The organism is Azospirillum sp. A29, assembly GCF_042604625.1.
Classification (GTDB): Bacteria; Pseudomonadota; Alphaproteobacteria; order Azospirillales; family Azospirillaceae; genus Azospirillum; species Azospirillum palustre.
Map to the genome: position 1 here is coordinate 1 of NZ_CP170468.1, position 15,699 is coordinate 15,699.

The 15,699-nt window shown below is 61.1% G+C and carries 16 protein-coding genes, 3 tRNA genes and 4 pseudogenes; 17 read left to right on the forward strand and 6 right to left on the reverse strand.

The features are described from left to right. From ABNQ38_RS33845 to ABNQ38_RS33870, 6 genes are all read left to right on the forward strand, one after another. Positions 1-1,017 carry an AAA family ATPase gene (locus ABNQ38_RS33845; protein WP_377811153.1) on the forward strand — a complete coding sequence of 339 codons (1,017 nt, stop codon included), beginning with the start codon at positions 1-3 and terminating at the stop codon, positions 1,015-1,017. Further along, positions 1,007-1,861, forward strand: a complete 855-nt coding sequence (locus ABNQ38_RS33850; protein WP_377811154.1) for a ParB/RepB/Spo0J family partition protein — start codon at positions 1,007-1,009, stop codon at positions 1,859-1,861. The genes ABNQ38_RS33845 and ABNQ38_RS33850 overlap by 11 nt, the downstream gene beginning before the upstream one ends. 537 nt (positions 1,862-2,398) lie before the next feature. After that, positions 2,399-2,475, forward strand: a tRNA-Pro gene (locus ABNQ38_RS33855). A gap of 2 nt (positions 2,476-2,477) precedes the next feature. Further along, positions 2,478-2,562: transfer RNA gene (locus ABNQ38_RS33860), tRNA-Leu, on the forward strand. An 8-nt stretch (positions 2,563-2,570) separates the two neighbouring features. Beyond that, a tRNA-Ile gene (locus ABNQ38_RS33865) sits at positions 2,571-2,646 on the forward strand. A 105-nt stretch (positions 2,647-2,751) separates the two neighbouring features. Next, positions 2,752-3,291 carry a hypothetical protein gene (locus tag ABNQ38_RS33870; protein WP_377811155.1) on the forward strand — a complete coding sequence of 180 codons (540 nt, stop codon included), beginning with the start codon at positions 2,752-2,754 and terminating at the stop codon, positions 3,289-3,291. Between the two features lie 116 nt (positions 3,292-3,407). Here the strand turns inward: ABNQ38_RS33870 and ABNQ38_RS33875 are convergent, their stop codons facing one another. Genes ABNQ38_RS33875 through ABNQ38_RS33885 form a run of 3 tightly spaced genes read right to left on the reverse strand, consistent with a single transcriptional unit; the run spans position 3,408 to position 5,541 of the window. Further along, entirely contained in the window at positions 3,408-4,199 is a 792-nt protein-coding gene (locus ABNQ38_RS33875) for a hypothetical protein (RefSeq protein WP_377811156.1), read from the reverse strand. Between the two features lie 8 nt (positions 4,200-4,207). Beyond that, positions 4,208-4,495: a hypothetical protein gene (locus ABNQ38_RS33880; protein ID WP_377811157.1), complete on the reverse strand. Its 288-nt coding sequence runs from the start codon at positions 4,493-4,495 to the stop codon at positions 4,208-4,210. Between the two features lie 29 nt (positions 4,496-4,524). Continuing rightward, the gene (locus ABNQ38_RS33885) at positions 4,525-5,541 is read right to left on the reverse strand and encodes a hypothetical protein (RefSeq protein WP_377811158.1); all 1,017 of its coding nucleotides are present in this window, start codon (positions 5,539-5,541) and stop codon (positions 4,525-4,527) included. Between the two features lie 246 nt (positions 5,542-5,787). On the opposite strand from ABNQ38_RS33885, the gene ABNQ38_RS33890 reads away from it, so the two are divergent. From ABNQ38_RS33890 to ABNQ38_RS33900, 3 genes and pseudogenes are all read left to right on the forward strand, one after another. Next, a complete protein-coding gene (locus tag ABNQ38_RS33890) occupies positions 5,788-6,027 on the forward strand; it encodes a transcription factor (RefSeq protein WP_145691100.1) in 240 nt (79 codons plus the stop codon). Between the two features lie 7 nt (positions 6,028-6,034). Continuing rightward, the gene (locus ABNQ38_RS33895; RefSeq protein WP_377811159.1) at positions 6,035-6,469 is read left to right on the forward strand and encodes a hypothetical protein; all 435 of its coding nucleotides are present in this window, start codon (positions 6,035-6,037) and stop codon (positions 6,467-6,469) included. A gap of 29 nt (positions 6,470-6,498) precedes the next feature. Continuing rightward, a pseudogene (locus ABNQ38_RS33900) lies at positions 6,499-6,775 on the forward strand (site-specific integrase); the annotation flags it as partial. A gap of 6 nt (positions 6,776-6,781) precedes the next feature. Here ABNQ38_RS33900 and ABNQ38_RS33905 read toward each other — a convergent pair. Both ABNQ38_RS33905 and ABNQ38_RS33910 read right to left on the reverse strand, forming a co-directional pair. Beyond that, positions 6,782-7,463, reverse strand: a pseudogene (locus ABNQ38_RS33905) (IS5 family transposase); the annotation flags it as partial. A 384-nt stretch (positions 7,464-7,847) separates the two neighbouring features. After that, positions 7,848-8,129: a hypothetical protein gene (locus ABNQ38_RS33910; protein ID WP_377811160.1), complete on the reverse strand. Its 282-nt coding sequence runs from the start codon at positions 8,127-8,129 to the stop codon at positions 7,848-7,850. A gap of 289 nt (positions 8,130-8,418) precedes the next feature. On the opposite strand from ABNQ38_RS33910, the gene ABNQ38_RS33915 reads away from it, so the two are divergent. The 6 genes and pseudogenes from ABNQ38_RS33915 to ABNQ38_RS33940 all read left to right on the forward strand — a co-directional run bounded on the left by ABNQ38_RS33915 (position 8,419) and on the right by ABNQ38_RS33940 (position 13,123). Further along, positions 8,419-9,153: a hypothetical protein gene (locus tag ABNQ38_RS33915; RefSeq protein ID WP_377811161.1), complete on the forward strand. Its 735-nt coding sequence runs from the start codon at positions 8,419-8,421 to the stop codon at positions 9,151-9,153. Then, positions 9,150-9,650, forward strand: a complete 501-nt coding sequence (locus tag ABNQ38_RS33920; RefSeq protein ID WP_377811162.1) for a hypothetical protein — start codon at positions 9,150-9,152, stop codon at positions 9,648-9,650. The genes ABNQ38_RS33915 and ABNQ38_RS33920 overlap by 4 nt, the downstream gene beginning before the upstream one ends. Before the next feature lie 241 nt (positions 9,651-9,891). Continuing rightward, on the forward strand, positions 9,892-10,326 hold the full coding sequence (locus ABNQ38_RS33925) for a transposase (RefSeq protein ID WP_377811163.1): 435 nt from the start codon (positions 9,892-9,894) through the stop codon (positions 10,324-10,326). Then, on the forward strand, positions 10,323-10,670 hold the full coding sequence (tnpB, locus tag ABNQ38_RS33930; RefSeq protein WP_377811164.1) for an IS66 family insertion sequence element accessory protein TnpB: 348 nt from the start codon (positions 10,323-10,325) through the stop codon (positions 10,668-10,670). Before ABNQ38_RS33925 ends, tnpB begins: the two co-directional genes overlap by 4 nt. An 86-nt stretch (positions 10,671-10,756) precedes the next feature. Further along, positions 10,757-12,279, forward strand: a pseudogene (locus ABNQ38_RS33935) (IS66 family transposase). A 571-nt stretch (positions 12,280-12,850) separates the two neighbouring features. Further along, positions 12,851-13,123 (forward strand): DUF2283 domain-containing protein, encoded by a 273-nt coding sequence (locus ABNQ38_RS33940; protein ID WP_377811165.1) that lies wholly within the window; start codon positions 12,851-12,853, stop codon positions 13,121-13,123. Positions 13,124-13,378: 255 nt separating this feature from the next. Here the strand turns inward: ABNQ38_RS33940 and ABNQ38_RS33945 are convergent. Beyond that, a pseudogene (locus ABNQ38_RS33945) lies at positions 13,379-14,203 on the reverse strand (IS5 family transposase). Here ABNQ38_RS33945 and ABNQ38_RS33950 point away from each other — a divergent pair. Together ABNQ38_RS33950 and ABNQ38_RS33955 are read left to right on the forward strand one after the other, a co-directional pair. Next, positions 14,156-14,422 carry a helix-turn-helix domain-containing protein gene (locus ABNQ38_RS33950; RefSeq protein ID WP_377811175.1) on the forward strand — a complete coding sequence of 89 codons (267 nt, stop codon included), beginning with the start codon at positions 14,156-14,158 and terminating at the stop codon, positions 14,420-14,422. The pseudogene ABNQ38_RS33945 and the gene ABNQ38_RS33950 sit on opposite strands and share 48 nt — an antisense overlap. Then, a complete protein-coding gene (locus tag ABNQ38_RS33955; protein WP_377811166.1) occupies positions 14,419-15,675 on the forward strand; it encodes a type II toxin-antitoxin system HipA family toxin in 1,257 nt (418 codons plus the stop codon). Before ABNQ38_RS33950 ends, ABNQ38_RS33955 begins: the two co-directional genes overlap by 4 nt. The last annotated feature ends 24 nt before the right edge of the window (positions 15,676-15,699 follow it).

Below are 15,699 nucleotides of genomic sequence, written 5' to 3' on the forward strand. Positions count from 1 at the left end.
GTGACCGGAGAGGAACTGCGCGCGCTGCGCGAGCGACTGGGCAAAACCCAGCCCGAGTTTGCCGTGTGGTTGAATGACCTGCTCAGCCGGCGCTATGACAAGCAGAAGGTGAGCCGTTGGGAGACGGACCGGGAGAAGGTGCCGCGCGACGTAGCCGGCACCCTGGCCATTGCCGCTCTTGGCCTGGACCGGCCGCAGCGGCATGGACCGGCAGTGACCGTTGCTGTCGCACTGCAGAAGGGCGGCACTGCCAAAACGGCGACCAGCGTCAATCTGAGCTATGTGCTGGCGCGGGCCGACAACCGCGTGCTGTTGGTCGATGCCGATAGCCAGGGGAACGCCACGGTGCATGTCGGCGTGACGAAGGAGCGGGTGGTGGAGCTGACAAAACAGGGCCGCACCCACTATCATGCACTGACCGGCAAGACGCCGCTGACCGACGTCATTCTGCATACCGATGTGCCGGGCCTTGATCTGGTGCCGAGCTCCATCGCCCTGGCGGCGGCAGAGGCCGACCTCTATCACGAACCCACCGGAATCGGCGCCATGGCAGACATGCTGTCGAGCGCGCGGGCCGACTATGACTTTATCGTTATCGACTGCGCCCCGGCGCTGGGCATGGTCACCAGCAACGCGCTCGCCGCGGCGCAGCTGCTGCTGATCCCCTGCCAGACCGAGGCCCATGCCATTCTTGGTCTGGAACACCTGTTGGAGACGGTGGCGAAGATTCGGCGCCGGTCCAACCCGGATTTCCGCTTCCTGGGAATCGTGCCGACGATGTACACGGCCCGCCAGTCGCAGGACCGGGCTTCGCTGGACGAGCTACACAGCCAGTGGGGCGCGCAAATCCCGCTGTTCGAACCAATCCCCCGCTCCACCGTCTATTCCCAAGCGTCGGCCGCCAATATGATAACCCTGGCCGGCGACCCCGGCGCGCCTGGACTGGAGACGTTCGTCGCCATCGCTGACAGCCTGATGGTCACCGCCGGCCTGCGCGAGGTGCAGCATGCCACCTAAGTTCAAGCGCGCCGAGCGGGCGCCAGTCAGCGCCCCCGCCGAGACATCGGAGACCGACAAGCTGTTCGGCTTGTCAGGCACCCTGCCCCGCCTTATCGAGGCTGATGTGACTGGCATCACGCCAAATCCGGACCAGCCGCGGACGGTGTTTGACGACGTGGCCTTACAGTCCCTTGCGGACAGCATCGGAAAAATCGGCCTGCAGCAGCCCATCCTGGTGAAGACGACCGACAAACCCGGCCGGTACCAACTGGTGGCGGGCGAGCGTCGCTGGCGAGCCCACCAGCTGCTCGGTCGCGCGACCATCCCCGCCATCATTACCGAGGGGCGGTCGGAAGAGATCGCGCTCATCGAGAATGTTCAGCGCGTCGACTTGGATGCGGTAGACCTCGCGCGCAGCCTGCAGCGGCTGATGGAGACCCACGGCTATCGGATGGCCGAGGTCGGCGCGATGCTCGGCTGCGCTGAGGCGGAGGTGTCCCGCCGCCTGTCCGTCTTGCGGCTGCCGACAGATATCCTCGATACCTACCGCCAGGAACCCAGCCGCGTCAGCCGCTCCGTTCTGGTGGAGCTGGCGACGCTCGACGATGAAGACCGTATCCGGGATTTATGGGCGCAAGTCTTAGCCGGACTGACCGTGCGCGACCTGCGCGCCGCTAAGAAGGCAGGGCAGGCCGCCCCCAGCCGCGCCACCGGCTGGACGCCCCAGGCGATTGGCAAGAGCCTGGGCAAGATGGCCAGCGACCTCAGCCGCTTGCAAGAGGCAGCCCCGTCGCTGGCCGAGGAGCACCGCGCATATCTGCGCGCCATGCGTGCTCGCATCGACACCCTGTTGGGTGAGTAGGCGACTTACGACGTCGTAAGTTCTGTCGCAGAGCCGCTCAACTTACGACGTCGTAAGTTAGGGACGGAACGGCGTTCGCTGTCACCCCTTTTAGCGAGCGGGGTACCAGTGGCATAGCCGTAACCCCGTCTCGTTGTGCAGCAGGATTTGCTCCGGCGTGCCGTCCACGAGCGTGTCGGCACGGCTCACATAGATTGGACGGAAGGCCTTACCAAACAGGTGGCGAGTGGGAGGCTGTAGGCGAACTGCGCCGGCTGTTCACCGGCATCCAAGACAATGATGCAGCCCTCCAGGCGGTGCAGGCGATCGTTTCCAGGGCGAAGGCCCTCGATCGGCGGGAAAACCTCAATCAAGCTGAACCGCGTACAGACCGGCTAAAGGGCGGATGACCGTCGGGGCCCTGACGTCCCGTTGCCCTCACCAATTTCTTGTCGTTTCCGCTTGAGCGCCTCTGTGGTGCCCAAGTATATCAAGCGCCTTGCTGGCTATGATCAGCGAGGATGCTGGGGATCGATTTCCTCACCTGGCACCCTGTGACGGAGCGTAGCGCAGTCTGGTAGCGCATCTGCTTTGGGAGCAGAGGGTCGCCGGTTCGAATCCGGCCGCTCCGACCAAGGCGCCTGTGGTGGAATTGGCAGACACGCTGGATTTAGGTTCCAGTGACGCAAGTCGTGGGGGTTCAAGTCCCTCCAGGCGCACCACCCTCAACGGACCCGGAACTCAACGGTTAGAGCTGGCCGCTCATAACGGTCTGGTTGCAAGTTCAAATCCTGCCGGGTCCACCACTTATGTGGCCGCACGCTGGCCGCCTGAACCCGCTCTGCCCCCCTTAGAGGAACCGCCAGGCTGAAGCCTCGTTCAGGAGAGGGGATCAACGCCAAGGTGAGACGATGTCGTCATCGCACCGCAAGATCATGATCAACAGGGCACCGGTGCTGACGCTGTGGGCCGCCGTGGTGGCGGAACGGTTGGGCCTGGACCGCGATGAGGCCCTCACCCTGGGCAAGGCGCTGTCGGGCCTCACGGCGCAGGCCAAAGGCGTCCGGCTGGGGATTGATGAGCCGACACCAGAGACGGTGAGCGATAAGCGCAAGGCCCTCCAGCAGGGCGAGGAGATCCACATCGACCTCATGGGGCGATCGATCCCCGCCGTGCATACCAAAGACGGCCTGCGCGCGGTGCGCCAAGGTAAGCCAATCACGCCGGCGAGCGTAGAGCGGTACCTGGGCAGCAAGTTCGGAGAGGATCTTGAGGAGGTGCAACAAGCCATGACGGTGCTGGCCAACTCTCTCCCAGCGGCGGACCTCGCCCGGCAGGCATTCCGCCTGTACGAAGCGTTCCGGCCGGAGGTGAAGGCTGGCACGGCCGGCTGGGGCGCAGAGGGCGAATTGGATTTGGCGAAGCTCATGCGCGCTGCCCATCCCGCCTGATCAGCTGCCCCCGTCATACGCGACGATCCATGACGTCGTAACTTTGAAGCCGGAGGGCCAGCAGCATGATGCTGGTCTGGCGTTCCGCATCGAGCATCCAGTTCGTCCGGGATGGTTCAGCCAAGCGCGGCCACCTTGGCGGCGAGGATCGTGCGGGCCTGGAGAATCTTGTCGGCATCCACCTGGGTTGACAACGCCGCCCGCGGCTTGCGGCCGAGGAAGAAGGCGATGCGCTCGGCGTTGGCACCGCTCGGGTGGGGCAGGCCGGCGAGGACGCGGGCAGGATCGAGCACCCCCTGGCGGGCGAGGGCCTCCACCGCCTCGGCCACCTTGGGCCCGAGCGGCACCACCAGAGCCCCGGCCAGCGTCGCCAGCTCAGTGGCCAAGCCAGCCTGCAGCTGCTCGCGCAGGAGGGGCGTGGTCAGCATCGACGGCGCGCCGCTGTAGTTGGCGCCGTCGACGAACACCGGGTTGCGCAGCGCCGAGGTGAAGTGGACCAAACCAGCGTCCGCACCCCACAAGGAGGTGGTCGAGGCGAGCCCGAGCAGGCTATGAACCCCGATGCCATCGAGCAGGGCAACCAGGTTGCTGCGCATTGGGCCGGAGAAGCTGGCGAAGACCTTGGCCGCGGCGAGGGCGTCGGGGGCACTCAGGCCCTGGCGGAGGGCGCGGCGGGCTTCGCGTAGGGCGTTGCCCATCTGCTGGCGGCCTGGCGTCAACCCAACCAGGACGATCCGGGCGCCCGGGGTGACGTGCTCGAATGGGGCGTAGGCGACGTCGATGCGTTTGCCGCCCTGGAGACGGCTGTCGAGGAGCAGACGCTGCGGCTGCCGGATCTCCGCTTCGAGCGCGTCGTCGCTGAGGTCGCGGAGGAGGGGGGCGAAGCGGGTGAACAGGGGGGTGTCCATGACGACTCCTAGCGGAACAGGGGTTTGGGGGCGTAGGCGCAGGTGATGACCCGGCCGGCGGCGGCGATGACGTAGGCGTTGCGGCTGCGATAGGGCTCTAGTGCCTTGACGAGGGTGGGGCCGGCGCGGTGGCGCAGGGTGCGCATGCTGGCGCGGGTCAGGGCGTAGGTGCGGGCGCCATCACCGGCGTCGCGGGACTCGCCATAGTCGAGGATGAGTTCGGCCACCAGGGGCGGAAACGCACGCGCAGTGACGCGGTCCCGCGCATGACGGGTGAAGTCGTGGGGCTCAAGCATGGGGAGGGCTCCGGCAGAGGCGGCGCCGATCAGGCGCGGGACGTGTCCGCGGCGATTGGGAGCGGCTGGGCGGCGAGCATCGCGAGGTCGGTGGCGTCATAGCGGTCCCAGCTGATGCCGCTGACGATGCCCCAGTTCCCTTGGGTGTTGGGGCGGCGCCAGTAGGGCACCGGCATGCTCTGCAGCTTAGCAAGAGCTTCGGCGAAATCGGCGATCTGCCGCTCCTTTCCTTTGGGACCGATGGTGTAGCCGGCGCCGCGTTGCAGTCCTGGATGGAAGACAGAGCCGTCGCGGGCAACTGGAACGAACAGCGCCTCCTCCAATGGCGGACGGTTGCGATCTTCGTATTGCGGCAGGGGCTGCTCGCGCCAGATTGAGGTCCAAAACTCCTTTTTACGGGTAGCCAGCCAGGCCAACGCCTCAACGGCCGGGATGCGGCCATCCTGAGCAGTGAAGGCCCGGTTGGTGCCGGACATCATGTTGCGGATGCGCCCCTCGGAGACGCCGCCGAACTCGGCCAAAGCGGCCGGTTCGACCGGCCGGCCGGTATCGAGGGCCCAGCGGTTGCTGGCGAGGCGGACCAGACGCAGAAGGTGCGAGCTGGCGGGGGTGGCGAGGCCCCAGGCGGTGAGGGGAGCCTGGGCGGCGAAAACTTCAGCCTCCGTCACCAACTCCTCGAGGTGCTGTGCGCGCTCCTCCGCATCCTCGCTGCCATCGAGAACGATGCCATAGACGGCGTAGGCGGTCAGGTCGTGCAGCCGGGCACCGAGCGGCCATTCGGAAAAGCAGTTGCTGCTGGCCTCCTTGAGCGCGTGACGCCAGTCGCTTGGGCTGTCCATGGGGGTGCCGGACGTGGTGACGACCGGCTCGACAATCCGGGCCATACCGGCATCGACAGTGTCGGCTCCAATGATCCGGGTCAGGAAGTCCCCGGCGGCAATCACCAGATCGGCGAGGGTGGTGCCGGCATCAAAACCACTGTCATAGCTCTCGTGAAACATCTGGGCGCGCTCTTCAGCGCTGATGTCAGCGTTGGTCTCGGACATGAGGCAAATCCCGTTTTCTGTGTCTTCACACAAATTGGCATTTACCTCTTAGAAAGGCAATAGGCGTTTTCAAAATTTTCACGTCATCACGCTGTCCGGAGCGACCCTCGTCCCTCCCACCTGTGATAATGTCCTTTATCAGCAATAACCGGTTCCAGAGCTTTGAGCTCATAGCTATTAGCTCATTGCAAAGAGCTACGGCGTCGCTTACGCTCTCTGCATGGATAGCCCTGAAGGAGCCCTGCGATGACTGCCACCGAAGCCCTCAAGACCATCAAAGCAGCCATCGAGGGAGCACCGCGCAACGGTTACGTCGCCGAACTGCATCTCCAGGTGATCAAGTATGCCGAGGTCCTCCAGAACGTTTCCCGCAAGGAGTTTTGCGAGGCCCTTGGCATCGGTGATTCTTTCGGGACCGAGTTCATGAAGATGAAGAAGATCGCCGGACGGCTCCGGGCAGCCAATCTTGATCCGTCCAAAATCTAAGCACCGCATGACCCAGATCGACGCGCCGGCGGGACGCATGAAGAGGGAGGCGGGAATGCAGGGGCTGGACGGACTGGCGACCTATGATGCCGAGTTGACCCTCGATCTGCTGCGGCACATCGAAGGAAAACAAGGGGCGTCAGTCTTCGACATCGACCTGTGCAATGGCGCATTCTTCGGCCCCAGCGGCAAGGTTTGGTCGGCCGCCATGGCCCGCATGAACCTCATGCTGCTCTTGGAAGCTGGGTGCGTGCTCGGTCGCCATCAGGCGGCGTTCGTCTTCGCGATCGAGCGGCTGACCGGCAAAGGCTACGAGAAGCTCGCAGAGCTGAGTGCCAAGGATAAGGTCTGGAAGCTCGCCCCGGAGTATCACGGTGTCGGCATCAACCTGCCGGCTCTGTGGCAACGGCTGACCGCGTGGTGGCGAAAGGACTCCCGGTGACGCTCCCGGATGTTCTCTCCAATCACCCCCTGCCCCAAATCGTCATCGCCGCTGGCGAGCGGGCGAGTGTCCGGTTTCTGGAGTTCTTCGCGGCCGAGATCCGCAACCCGCACACCCGGCGGGCTTACGTGCGGGCCACCGGTGAGTTCCTGGCTTGGTGCGAGGCCGCCGGGGTGCCGTCGCTCACTGCGGTGCAGCCGTTGCACGTCGCGACCTGGATCGAGGGACTGACGCGCAGCCACACGGCCCCGATGGCCAAGCAGCGCTTAGCTGACGGCGGTGCGGCATCTGTTCGACTGGCTGGTGGTGCACGAGGCGTCGGCAACGTGTGAGCCATGACAGCGTTCGCTCAACCAGCCACCGCTTCGGAAGCACGACAAAGCCTTTGGCCTGATCGGAGCGTTTGACGATCTCCAGCCGCCAGTCGCCGGCCTCCTTCACCTTGCTGGCCGCGACGTCCCCCTGGTAGCCCCCGTCGGCGAAGATCACCTGGATGAAGGGGAATAGCGCGCGGGTTGTCTTGTCCAGGGCCAGGGCGGTGCCGTCGCGGTCCTGGATATCGGCACGGTGGACAGCGACGTTCAGGAGCAGTCCTAGCGTGTCGACAAGGATGTGGTACTTGACCCCCTTGATCTTCTTGCCCGCGTCGTAGCCAACTGGATCCGCCGCAGCCCCCTTTTTCCGCCGCGCGGACCCGCTGGTACAGGTCATGGTGGATGCGCTCCAGCGCTCCTTCCCAGGCCCATAGGTGCAGATAGTCATGCACCGTGCTGCGCGGTGGCAGGTTCTTGGGCAGGTGACGCCATTGGCAGCCCGTCTCCAGAACGTACAGCACGCCGTTCAGCACCGCCCGAAGATCGACGCTGCGGTGCCTGCCACCGCGCCGAGCCGGCGGGACCAGCGGCTCGACGATCCGCCATTCCTCATCGCTCAAGTCGCTCGGGTAGCGCAGCCCGCTGCGATCATGCCACTCGCGTTTCTCCGGCGTCCACATCCTTGCCTCCGTCCTGGAAGCACCTTTGCATCACAACTGATTCATTCGGTTCAACTTCTTCTCGGACAGGTTTTGAGCAACTGGACTGAGAGGCAGGAGTCAAGCCACCGTTCCGGTTCAATTCATCCTTCGCGTTGTTCAGCGAACACTTATCGCGCGCTTCTCCAATATAAGCAGTTTTGCCCGAGCCAAGCCATTTGTGGCCCGGTCCGGACAAAACTGCTTAGGTAAGGGCGTTAGAGTGCCGATCAAAACCTCTGGTGGGCTGAGCAAACTCAATGGCTTGAGCCCACGGAGGGGAGGTTTTGATCCGCGCTCTTAGTCGATATCCGGAGCTGTAATTCTTAAGGTCACAAAGGAGGTGTCAATCTCTTCAAAGGAGACTCAGCGGATGACACCTCGACGCTTCATTTCGTCATTCAGGCGCCAAGCGTCGCCAGCACCCGGAACGACGCTGTTGAGCCCCGCTCGGTAAGCGCTGTCGAGTGGACGCCCCATCTGGGCGTGCCGCCGATCCAGATCCTGTGCGGTTTCTTTCTTAATGATGCCCGCCCTGCAAGCAAGGTCCGCCAAGAACCCCGACGAACAGGCAAAAGCTGCCTGGGAAGAACCGAGAGTGGCGGCGAAGATGACAGTGAGGCAGGCAGTGCGAATGATCGACTTCATTTTATGGCTCCATCATTTCTCTGGAGAGAGACTTCCGTATTGGACTTCTCATCTCCCGTGTTGTGGTGAAGCTTTTATCCCACATATTAACGCTTTGTTCAAATTTCATTTAATTTGTTCTCAAACAATATTGTCGGAAGAAAGTATTTTATTTTGATCATCAAAAAAGTAAAAGGCTATCTACTGAAAAATTGTGCTTCTCCAATTTTTTTGGAGGTCTCCCAAATTTCAGTTTGTTGGTGTTGCTGGGATTTGGTATTTTTTTCGAGAATGATAAGGGGTTCGCGGTATGGCAACTAATGATTGCTTACTTAGCGCTGAGTTCTCAGTATTGTGCGCATTGGCAGATTGTAAAGCCAAGCTGGTTTCTGATATGATTAGTTTTGCAGAAAATTATATTTCTGGTAAAGATAACTCAGACTACGATAAAGATAAATCTGGATTAAAAAGATATTCTATAAAGAAAGATGATTGTTTAGATATAGTTAAAAAGGAAGAAAGCCGCCATTTTGCAGAGTGGCTTTTTTCAATACAAGAATTGGGTATTCGTGGTGATGTTAATATTAAGAAATATTTGGATAATCATAATTCAGCAATGATTAATCTTGCTGAAACGATAGATGCATCACCTACAAAAGAGTCCTCCAAAATCAATAATAGCAAAAAATACAAAGACAAAAATGGTAACACCTTGAAAAAGGTTAGTTCTTTATCAAATATTACGGCTGAAGATGCTAGACAAGCAATATTTTCTAGACAATCTATTGAGAAAATTTCGACATTTAGTAATATACCAGAAATGACAGGATTTAGTCAGACCGATATTGCAAAACTTCACATTGAAATCGCGTCTCAAGAGAGCTGGCGAAAAGTACTTATTGGGCTTGAGGCTGGTGGTTTCATTTATATGAAGGATATGGGGTCTAGTATAGTATGCACGAGAGGTATCCTTGAAAATTTCATTAAGACATATTTGAAAGATGTTTCAAGATATGTTTCGGAAATCTTAGGAGATTTACAATGAAAAGCGCACGATTTATATTAATATTGATTACCTATATATGTGCGCCGCATGGTGCTTATGCTACTGATCAGAAAATTATCTCCAGTGAGATTGATAACGGAGATGGGATTGAGTCTGCTTTGCTTTATGAAAGCGACAGACTTATCAGAGAAGGTGATAGAATTATTAGTGAAGCAAAACGACTTAGCGAAGAGATTATAAGATTAGAAGGAGAATCTGAGAGAATTAATAAAGAAATAGATCGAATTAATAAAATGTGGGAAATTGCCGAAAAAATAAACCCTGATAAATACAAAAATTATCCGGGGAGAGATAGAAGTCAAAGTATAATGAGAAGAGATATCAACGATATAAAGAGCAGTATTTCTGATATTAATGGAACAATATTTAATCTAACACGAGAGGCAAGGCGACTGTGGCATCTTGCCGCTGACGTTGATCCCCGTGCGCAAAAATCAATACTTGACAGATTGCGTGTATGTTGCCGGACGTATTAGGTATGACTATTATCTATTCTTAATACATAAGTGGCTCGTACACTCTCACGATGGCCGTAGGGCAAACCTACTCCCATGCCCCGGTACGCCTTTGTCTTAGAGCACCTTGCTCTGTCGAAAGCCTCAGGCGGAAATACCAAGGAGAAGTAAGCGTCGTCTGTGGGCTGCCTTGCAGGAGCAGTGTGCCGCGTGGTGAAAGCTGGACGTCGGCGGCACTGGTTGGTGTTGCCGGCTTGGCATCGTGGCAAGCAGCGTGGTTTGCACTGTGGCAGTCCAACGTATCGAGGTCATCACCGGCGCCGGTGGGCGGCGGACCTATTCGCCCGAGGAGAAGATCCGCTTGGTGGGCGAAGCCCACGGCGGCCGTGGCGCCGTCGCCGCGGTGGCGCGCCGCTACGGCGTGTGCACCAGCCTGATCTATCGCTGGCGCCGACAACTCGAGAGCGGGGAACTGTCCGCTGAGGCGCCGGGCTTTGTGCCCGTTCATGTCCTGGAGGCGGCACCCGCTGGCTTGCCGTCTCCTGTGATGACACCGTCGGCGCCGGAGACGCCGCCCGTCGAGCACCGTGCCGCCCTGGTCGAGGTGGTACTCTCCAACGGTCGCGTGCTGCGGGTCGCCGAGGACATTGCCCCCGCCACGCTGCGCCGGCTGGTCGGCGCGTTGGATGCTCCATGATCTCGGTTCCCGCCGGGGTGCGGGTCTATCTGGCGATGGGTGCCACCGACATGCGCAAGGGGATGGACGGGCTGGCCATGCTCGCCCAGCAGGTTCTCCAGCAGGACCCCTTCGCCGGCCATCTGTTCGTTTTCCGCGGCCGGCAAGGTCATCTGGTGAAAGTTCTTTACTGGGATGGCCAGGGCTTCTGCCTGTTTACCAAGCGCCTGGAGAAGGGGCGCTTCATTTGGCCGATCAGCCGCGAAGGCGTGGCGGTGCTCACCCCGGCTCAGCTCTCAATGCTCCTCGAGGGCATGGACTGGCACGCGCCGCAACGCCCGTGGCGCCCGGAGACGGCAGGGTGAGTCCCGGCCGCCACGCCCGCCGACGATCGGCGCCGGGACGGTGATCGTTCCTCTTCCGGGAGCCGCCGATCGGGTAGACTCCGGCCATGTCCGCCACCGCCGAGCCGCTGCCCACCGACATCGAGACGCTGCGCGCGATCATCGCCGCGCAGGCCGCGGAGTTGGCCGCCGAGCGCCAATGCCGTGAAGCCAGCGAGGCCGAATTGGCCGCTGCCAAAGCCGGCTTGCTGGCCAAGGCGCTGGAGGTGGAAAAGCTCAAGGTCCAGTTGGCCCGGCTGCGGCGCATGCAATTCGGGCGCTCCTCCGAGAAGATCGACCGCGAGATCGACCAGCTCGAACTGGCGCTGGAGGACCTGGAGGCTGCAGCGGCTGCCGAAGGGATGCCGGCCGTTTCCACCAAGCCGCCGGCATCCTCGCCGGAGGGCCGTGCCCAGGCCGGCCGCCGCAAGCTGCCGGAGCACCTACCGCGCACCGAGATCGTGCACGCGCCACATGACGCGTGCCCATCCTGCGGCGGCGCCCTGCGTCCGGTGGGCGAGCATGTCCGCGAGGTTCTGGATTACGTCCCGGCGCGTTTCACTGTGATCCGCCACATCCGCCCGGCGCTGTCGTGCCGGTGCTGCGAGGGCATGGTGCAGGCGCCGATGCCGTCGCTGCCCATCGAGCGCGGCCTGCCCTCGGCCGGGCTGCTGGCGCATGTGCTGATCGCCAAATACTGCGATCACCTGCCGCTCTATCGGCAATCGGCCATCTACGCCCGCGAAGGCGTGGAGTTGGAGCGCTCGCTGCTGGCCGGTTCGGTGCCGCACGCGGACGACACGCCGGTTCCTGTGCTCGATCCCGGACGCGGCAAGACCAAGACGGGGCGGCTGTGGGTCTACCTGCGCGACGAGCGCCCCCCCATGCCGGACAGGACCCGCCTGCGGTGCTGTACCGCTATACCCCCGACCGCAAGGGCGAACATCCGCAACGGGAGCTGGCCGGCTTCCGCGGGCACCTGCATGCCGACGGCTATGCCGGGTTCGATGTCCTGTACGAGGCCGCTGTCGCCGAAGTGGCCTGTATGGCTCACGTGCGCCGGAAGTTCTTCGACGAGCATGCCGAAACCGGCTCGCCCCTGGCCGCCGACACACTGAAGCGGATCGGCAGGCTGTTCGACATCGAACGTCCCCTGATTGGCCAACCGGCCGAGGAACGCCGCAGGGTTCGCCAGGCGGAAGCCCGGCCCATTCTCGACGAGCTGGCCGCTTTCCTCGACACCGCGTTGGCGCGTATCCCCGGCAAAGGCGATTTGGCCAAGGCGATCCGCTACGCCCGCTCGCGCTGGACGGCGCTGACACGCTACGTCGATGACGGCCGGTTGGAGAACTCCAACAATGCAGCCGAGCGAGCGATCAGGCCGCTGGCCATAGGAAGACGCAACTGGATGTTCGCCGGCTCCGATGCCGGTGGGGAGCGCGCCGCGGCGATCTACACCATCGTGGAATCCGCCAAGCTCAACGGCCTCGATCCACAGGCCTACCTACGCCATGTGCTCGGCTGCATCGCCGATCACCCAATCAACCGCATCGCAGATCTCCTGCCCTGGAACATCACCATTCCAGAGTAGGGTCAACGGCGACGGCAACCCATTCACGCCGCAGCCCACAGACGACGCTTACTTTACATCCACAGCAGCAATACCAAGTGCCGATGCTTAACTGAACACTGAAATTGCGAAACACATGTCTCGGATAGCTACCAAAGCCGAAAAATGCGACCCTATAGGACGTTGCAGTTGAGCTAGCTGCTCTTAGATTAATGGTTAACTCGCGAAAAAATCTGCACCTAGCTTTCTTGTTCGGCTTGTGCACCGACTAAAAAGAATCCATACTACGTTTTGGTTGTGTCAAGTCGATTGTGAGCTACTACGAGCATGACGGTTCCTCCCTCCCTTCCACCGCCGCCCTTTTGGAGAACGCGGTATTTTGCGTTGAATGTCCTCACTCGGCGTCCATATCTTTGCCAACTGACACAAAGTGACGTTTCCAACATCATGAAATTCCCAAAGCGTCGGGATTTTGAGACGGAAACTAAACGAACACGTTATTGGGGGTATGCGCCGAGCATTGAGCGCTTTATCCGGCTCATAATTGAGCCTGATGGGCAGACTGTAATGAACGCTTTCGAAGATATATGAAATGATCAAGCTCAACCACGATCCAGTCAGTGATGCAATTTACATTGAAATTCGCGCTTTGCCTTCGGCGCGGACAGTTGAAGCCTATCATAACATAATGGTTGATTATGGGTATGACGGGGAAATTGTTGGGTATGACGTTCAGGAGGCTATTAAAAATAGGCATTTCGTAGAGCAAATTATACGGTTACATGGAGGAGATGTTATCTACAACTTGTGCGGAGAAGACACCCCTGAGATTGAGGAGGTTCAAAAGAACACTTTTGATTTTTAAGGATTATTTCAAAAAATTATGTTTTCACAGGGTTAGAAGGCAACTTTCCTAATTATTATTATATTAAAAATATTTAGGAGTATCATTGAATCGCCGTTCTTGAGCGCTACAGTATCTGCGGTAACGGCCTCTCTGTCTGCCAAAATAAAGATAATAGGTGCTCTAGGCCGCACTGATATGGTCAACTACGCTTCTAACCCTACCACTCTGTACCACCACCGCTGCGGTGATTGGGCTAGGTCGTGTCGGCAAAGTTCAGAGCCATAGAAGGATCGCCGCGATGGTGATCATATCGAGATAGTTGGCGGCTCGCTTCTCATACCGAGTGGCGATCCGGCGGAACTGTTTCAACCGATTGATCAGGCGCTCGACGCGATTGCGTTCCCGATAGGCATCGCGGTCGAAAGCCGGGTCGGGCCGCTCGTTGCTCTTGGTCGGGATCACCGGCGTGATGCTCCGCCGTCGCAGGGCGGAGCGGATGACGTCGCTGCTGTAGGCCTTGTCGGCGGCCAGCCGGTCGGGCTTGGGGCGCGGTCGCCCGCGGCCCAACCGCCTGATCCAACCGGTCCCCATCAGCGTGGCGAATGCCTTGCTTTCGTGGACTTCGCCACCGGTCAAAGTGAAGGTTACCGGCTTGCCGAGACCCTCAGCGCGGATGTGGACCTTGGTCGAGAAGCCACCGCGCGATCGGCCCAGCGCCTCACCGTTGATCCCCCTTTTTCGCCGCTGGCCTTCCGGGCGCCAGCGGCGTGCTGATGAGCGCGGACCACAGTGCTGTCCACGAAATGCAGGCTCCAGTCCACCCGACCCTGGCGGTCGGCACGGGCCTGCAAGGCTTCCAGGATGCGCTGCCAGATGCCGGCCCGACACCGTGCCGAACGTCCCATAGCGCTCCGGCAAATCCCGCCATGGCGCTCATACCTTGTTTCCCGACATAAGCTGGAACATAATCCAATTTATTACAAAATTCCTGGGGTAAGTTGCTTCATGATCCCACTTAGCCTCATGACCCCTGGGGATGTGGCGCGGAGTGTGGCCGTCCGCGCCCGCGCCCGCCGGGTCGCTCTTGGGCTCACCCAGCAGGAGGTCGCCGACCGCAGCGGGGTGAACATCTGGACGCTGCGGCGGTTCGAGGCCAGCGGCAAGCTGGCGTTCGATGCGCTGATCCGCGTCGCCGTCGTGCTCGACGCGATCGAGGCGTTCGGCGCGCTGTTTCCGGAACCGGAGTTTCGCAGCCTCGATGAGGTGATCGACCGGCAGAAGCGGCAACGGGGCAAGCGCCGGACGGTGGCCAAATGAAGCATGTGGGCGTTCTCACGGTGTCGTTGCGCTGGGGGGAGGGCGACGAGGAGCCCGTCGGCCGCCTCGCCAGCCGCGACGGGAAGATCTATGTCGAATTCGACGACGCCTTCCTCGCCTCTGGCCGGATGCTGTCCTGGTTTCTGCGGAGCCCACGCCCAGGCGTTCTGCAAGGACCGGACGCGCCGTTCTCCGGCCTCCACGGCGTGTTCGACGACAGCCTGCCCGACGGGTGGGGGCGGTTGCTGATCCATCGCCGGGCCGCCGCCAGCAAGGTCAATCCCCTCTCGCTGACGCCCCTCGACATGCTGGCCTGCATGGGAGAATGGGCGATGGGCGCCCTGGTCTACCGGCCGGAGACCGAGGAGCCCGTGGACAGCGGCGCCATCGATCTCGACCAGATCGCCGCGCAGAGCCGCCAAGTCCTCAAAGGGGCGCCCGAGGCGCTCTTCCCCACCTTGCTGCGGGTGGGCGGCTCCCCGGGCGGCGCCCGGCCGAAGGCGGTGGTTTGCCGTGACGATTGCAGTGGCGACCTGATCCATGGCGCCCTGGTGGCTCCGGAGGGCTGGTCGCACTGGCTGGTGAAGTTTCGTGGCAAGGACGACCCGGCGGACATCGGTCCGATCGAGCAGGCCTATGCCGGGATGGCGCGCGCCGCCGGTTTGACCCTGCCGCCCACCCGCCTGCTGCCGAGCGGAAGCCCGAAGACGCCCGCCTACTTCGCAGCGCAGCGGTTCGACCGTGTCGGTCCGGCCGGCCGAACCCACCTCCACTCCGCCTGCGGCCACCTCCACGCCGACTTCCGGCAGCCGAGCCTGGACTACAAGACGCTGATGATCCTCACCTTCCAGCTCACCAAGGATCACCGGCAGGTGGTCGAGATGTTCCGGCGCGCCGCCTTCAACGTGTTCGCCCACAATCGGGATGATCATGGCCGCCAGTTCGCCTATCTGATGGACCGGACGGGCAGCTGGTCCTTGGCGCCCGCCTACGACCTGACCTATGCGGACGGACCCGGGGGCGAGCATTCCACCGCCACCCTGGGCGAAGGGCGGGATCCGGGCGAGCGGCAGCTGCGGGCGATGGCGGCGGAGTTCTCCATTCCGTCGGCTGACGTCACCGGCATCATCGACCAGGTGCGCGGCGCAGTGGACCGCTGGCGTGACTTTGCCGAGGATAGTGGGGTGGGGCGGACCTCACGCAGCCGGATCGGCGCCGTGATCGCGCCGCGGCGGACCGGCAGAAAACCCTGATCAACGACGACACTGAGAGGGACG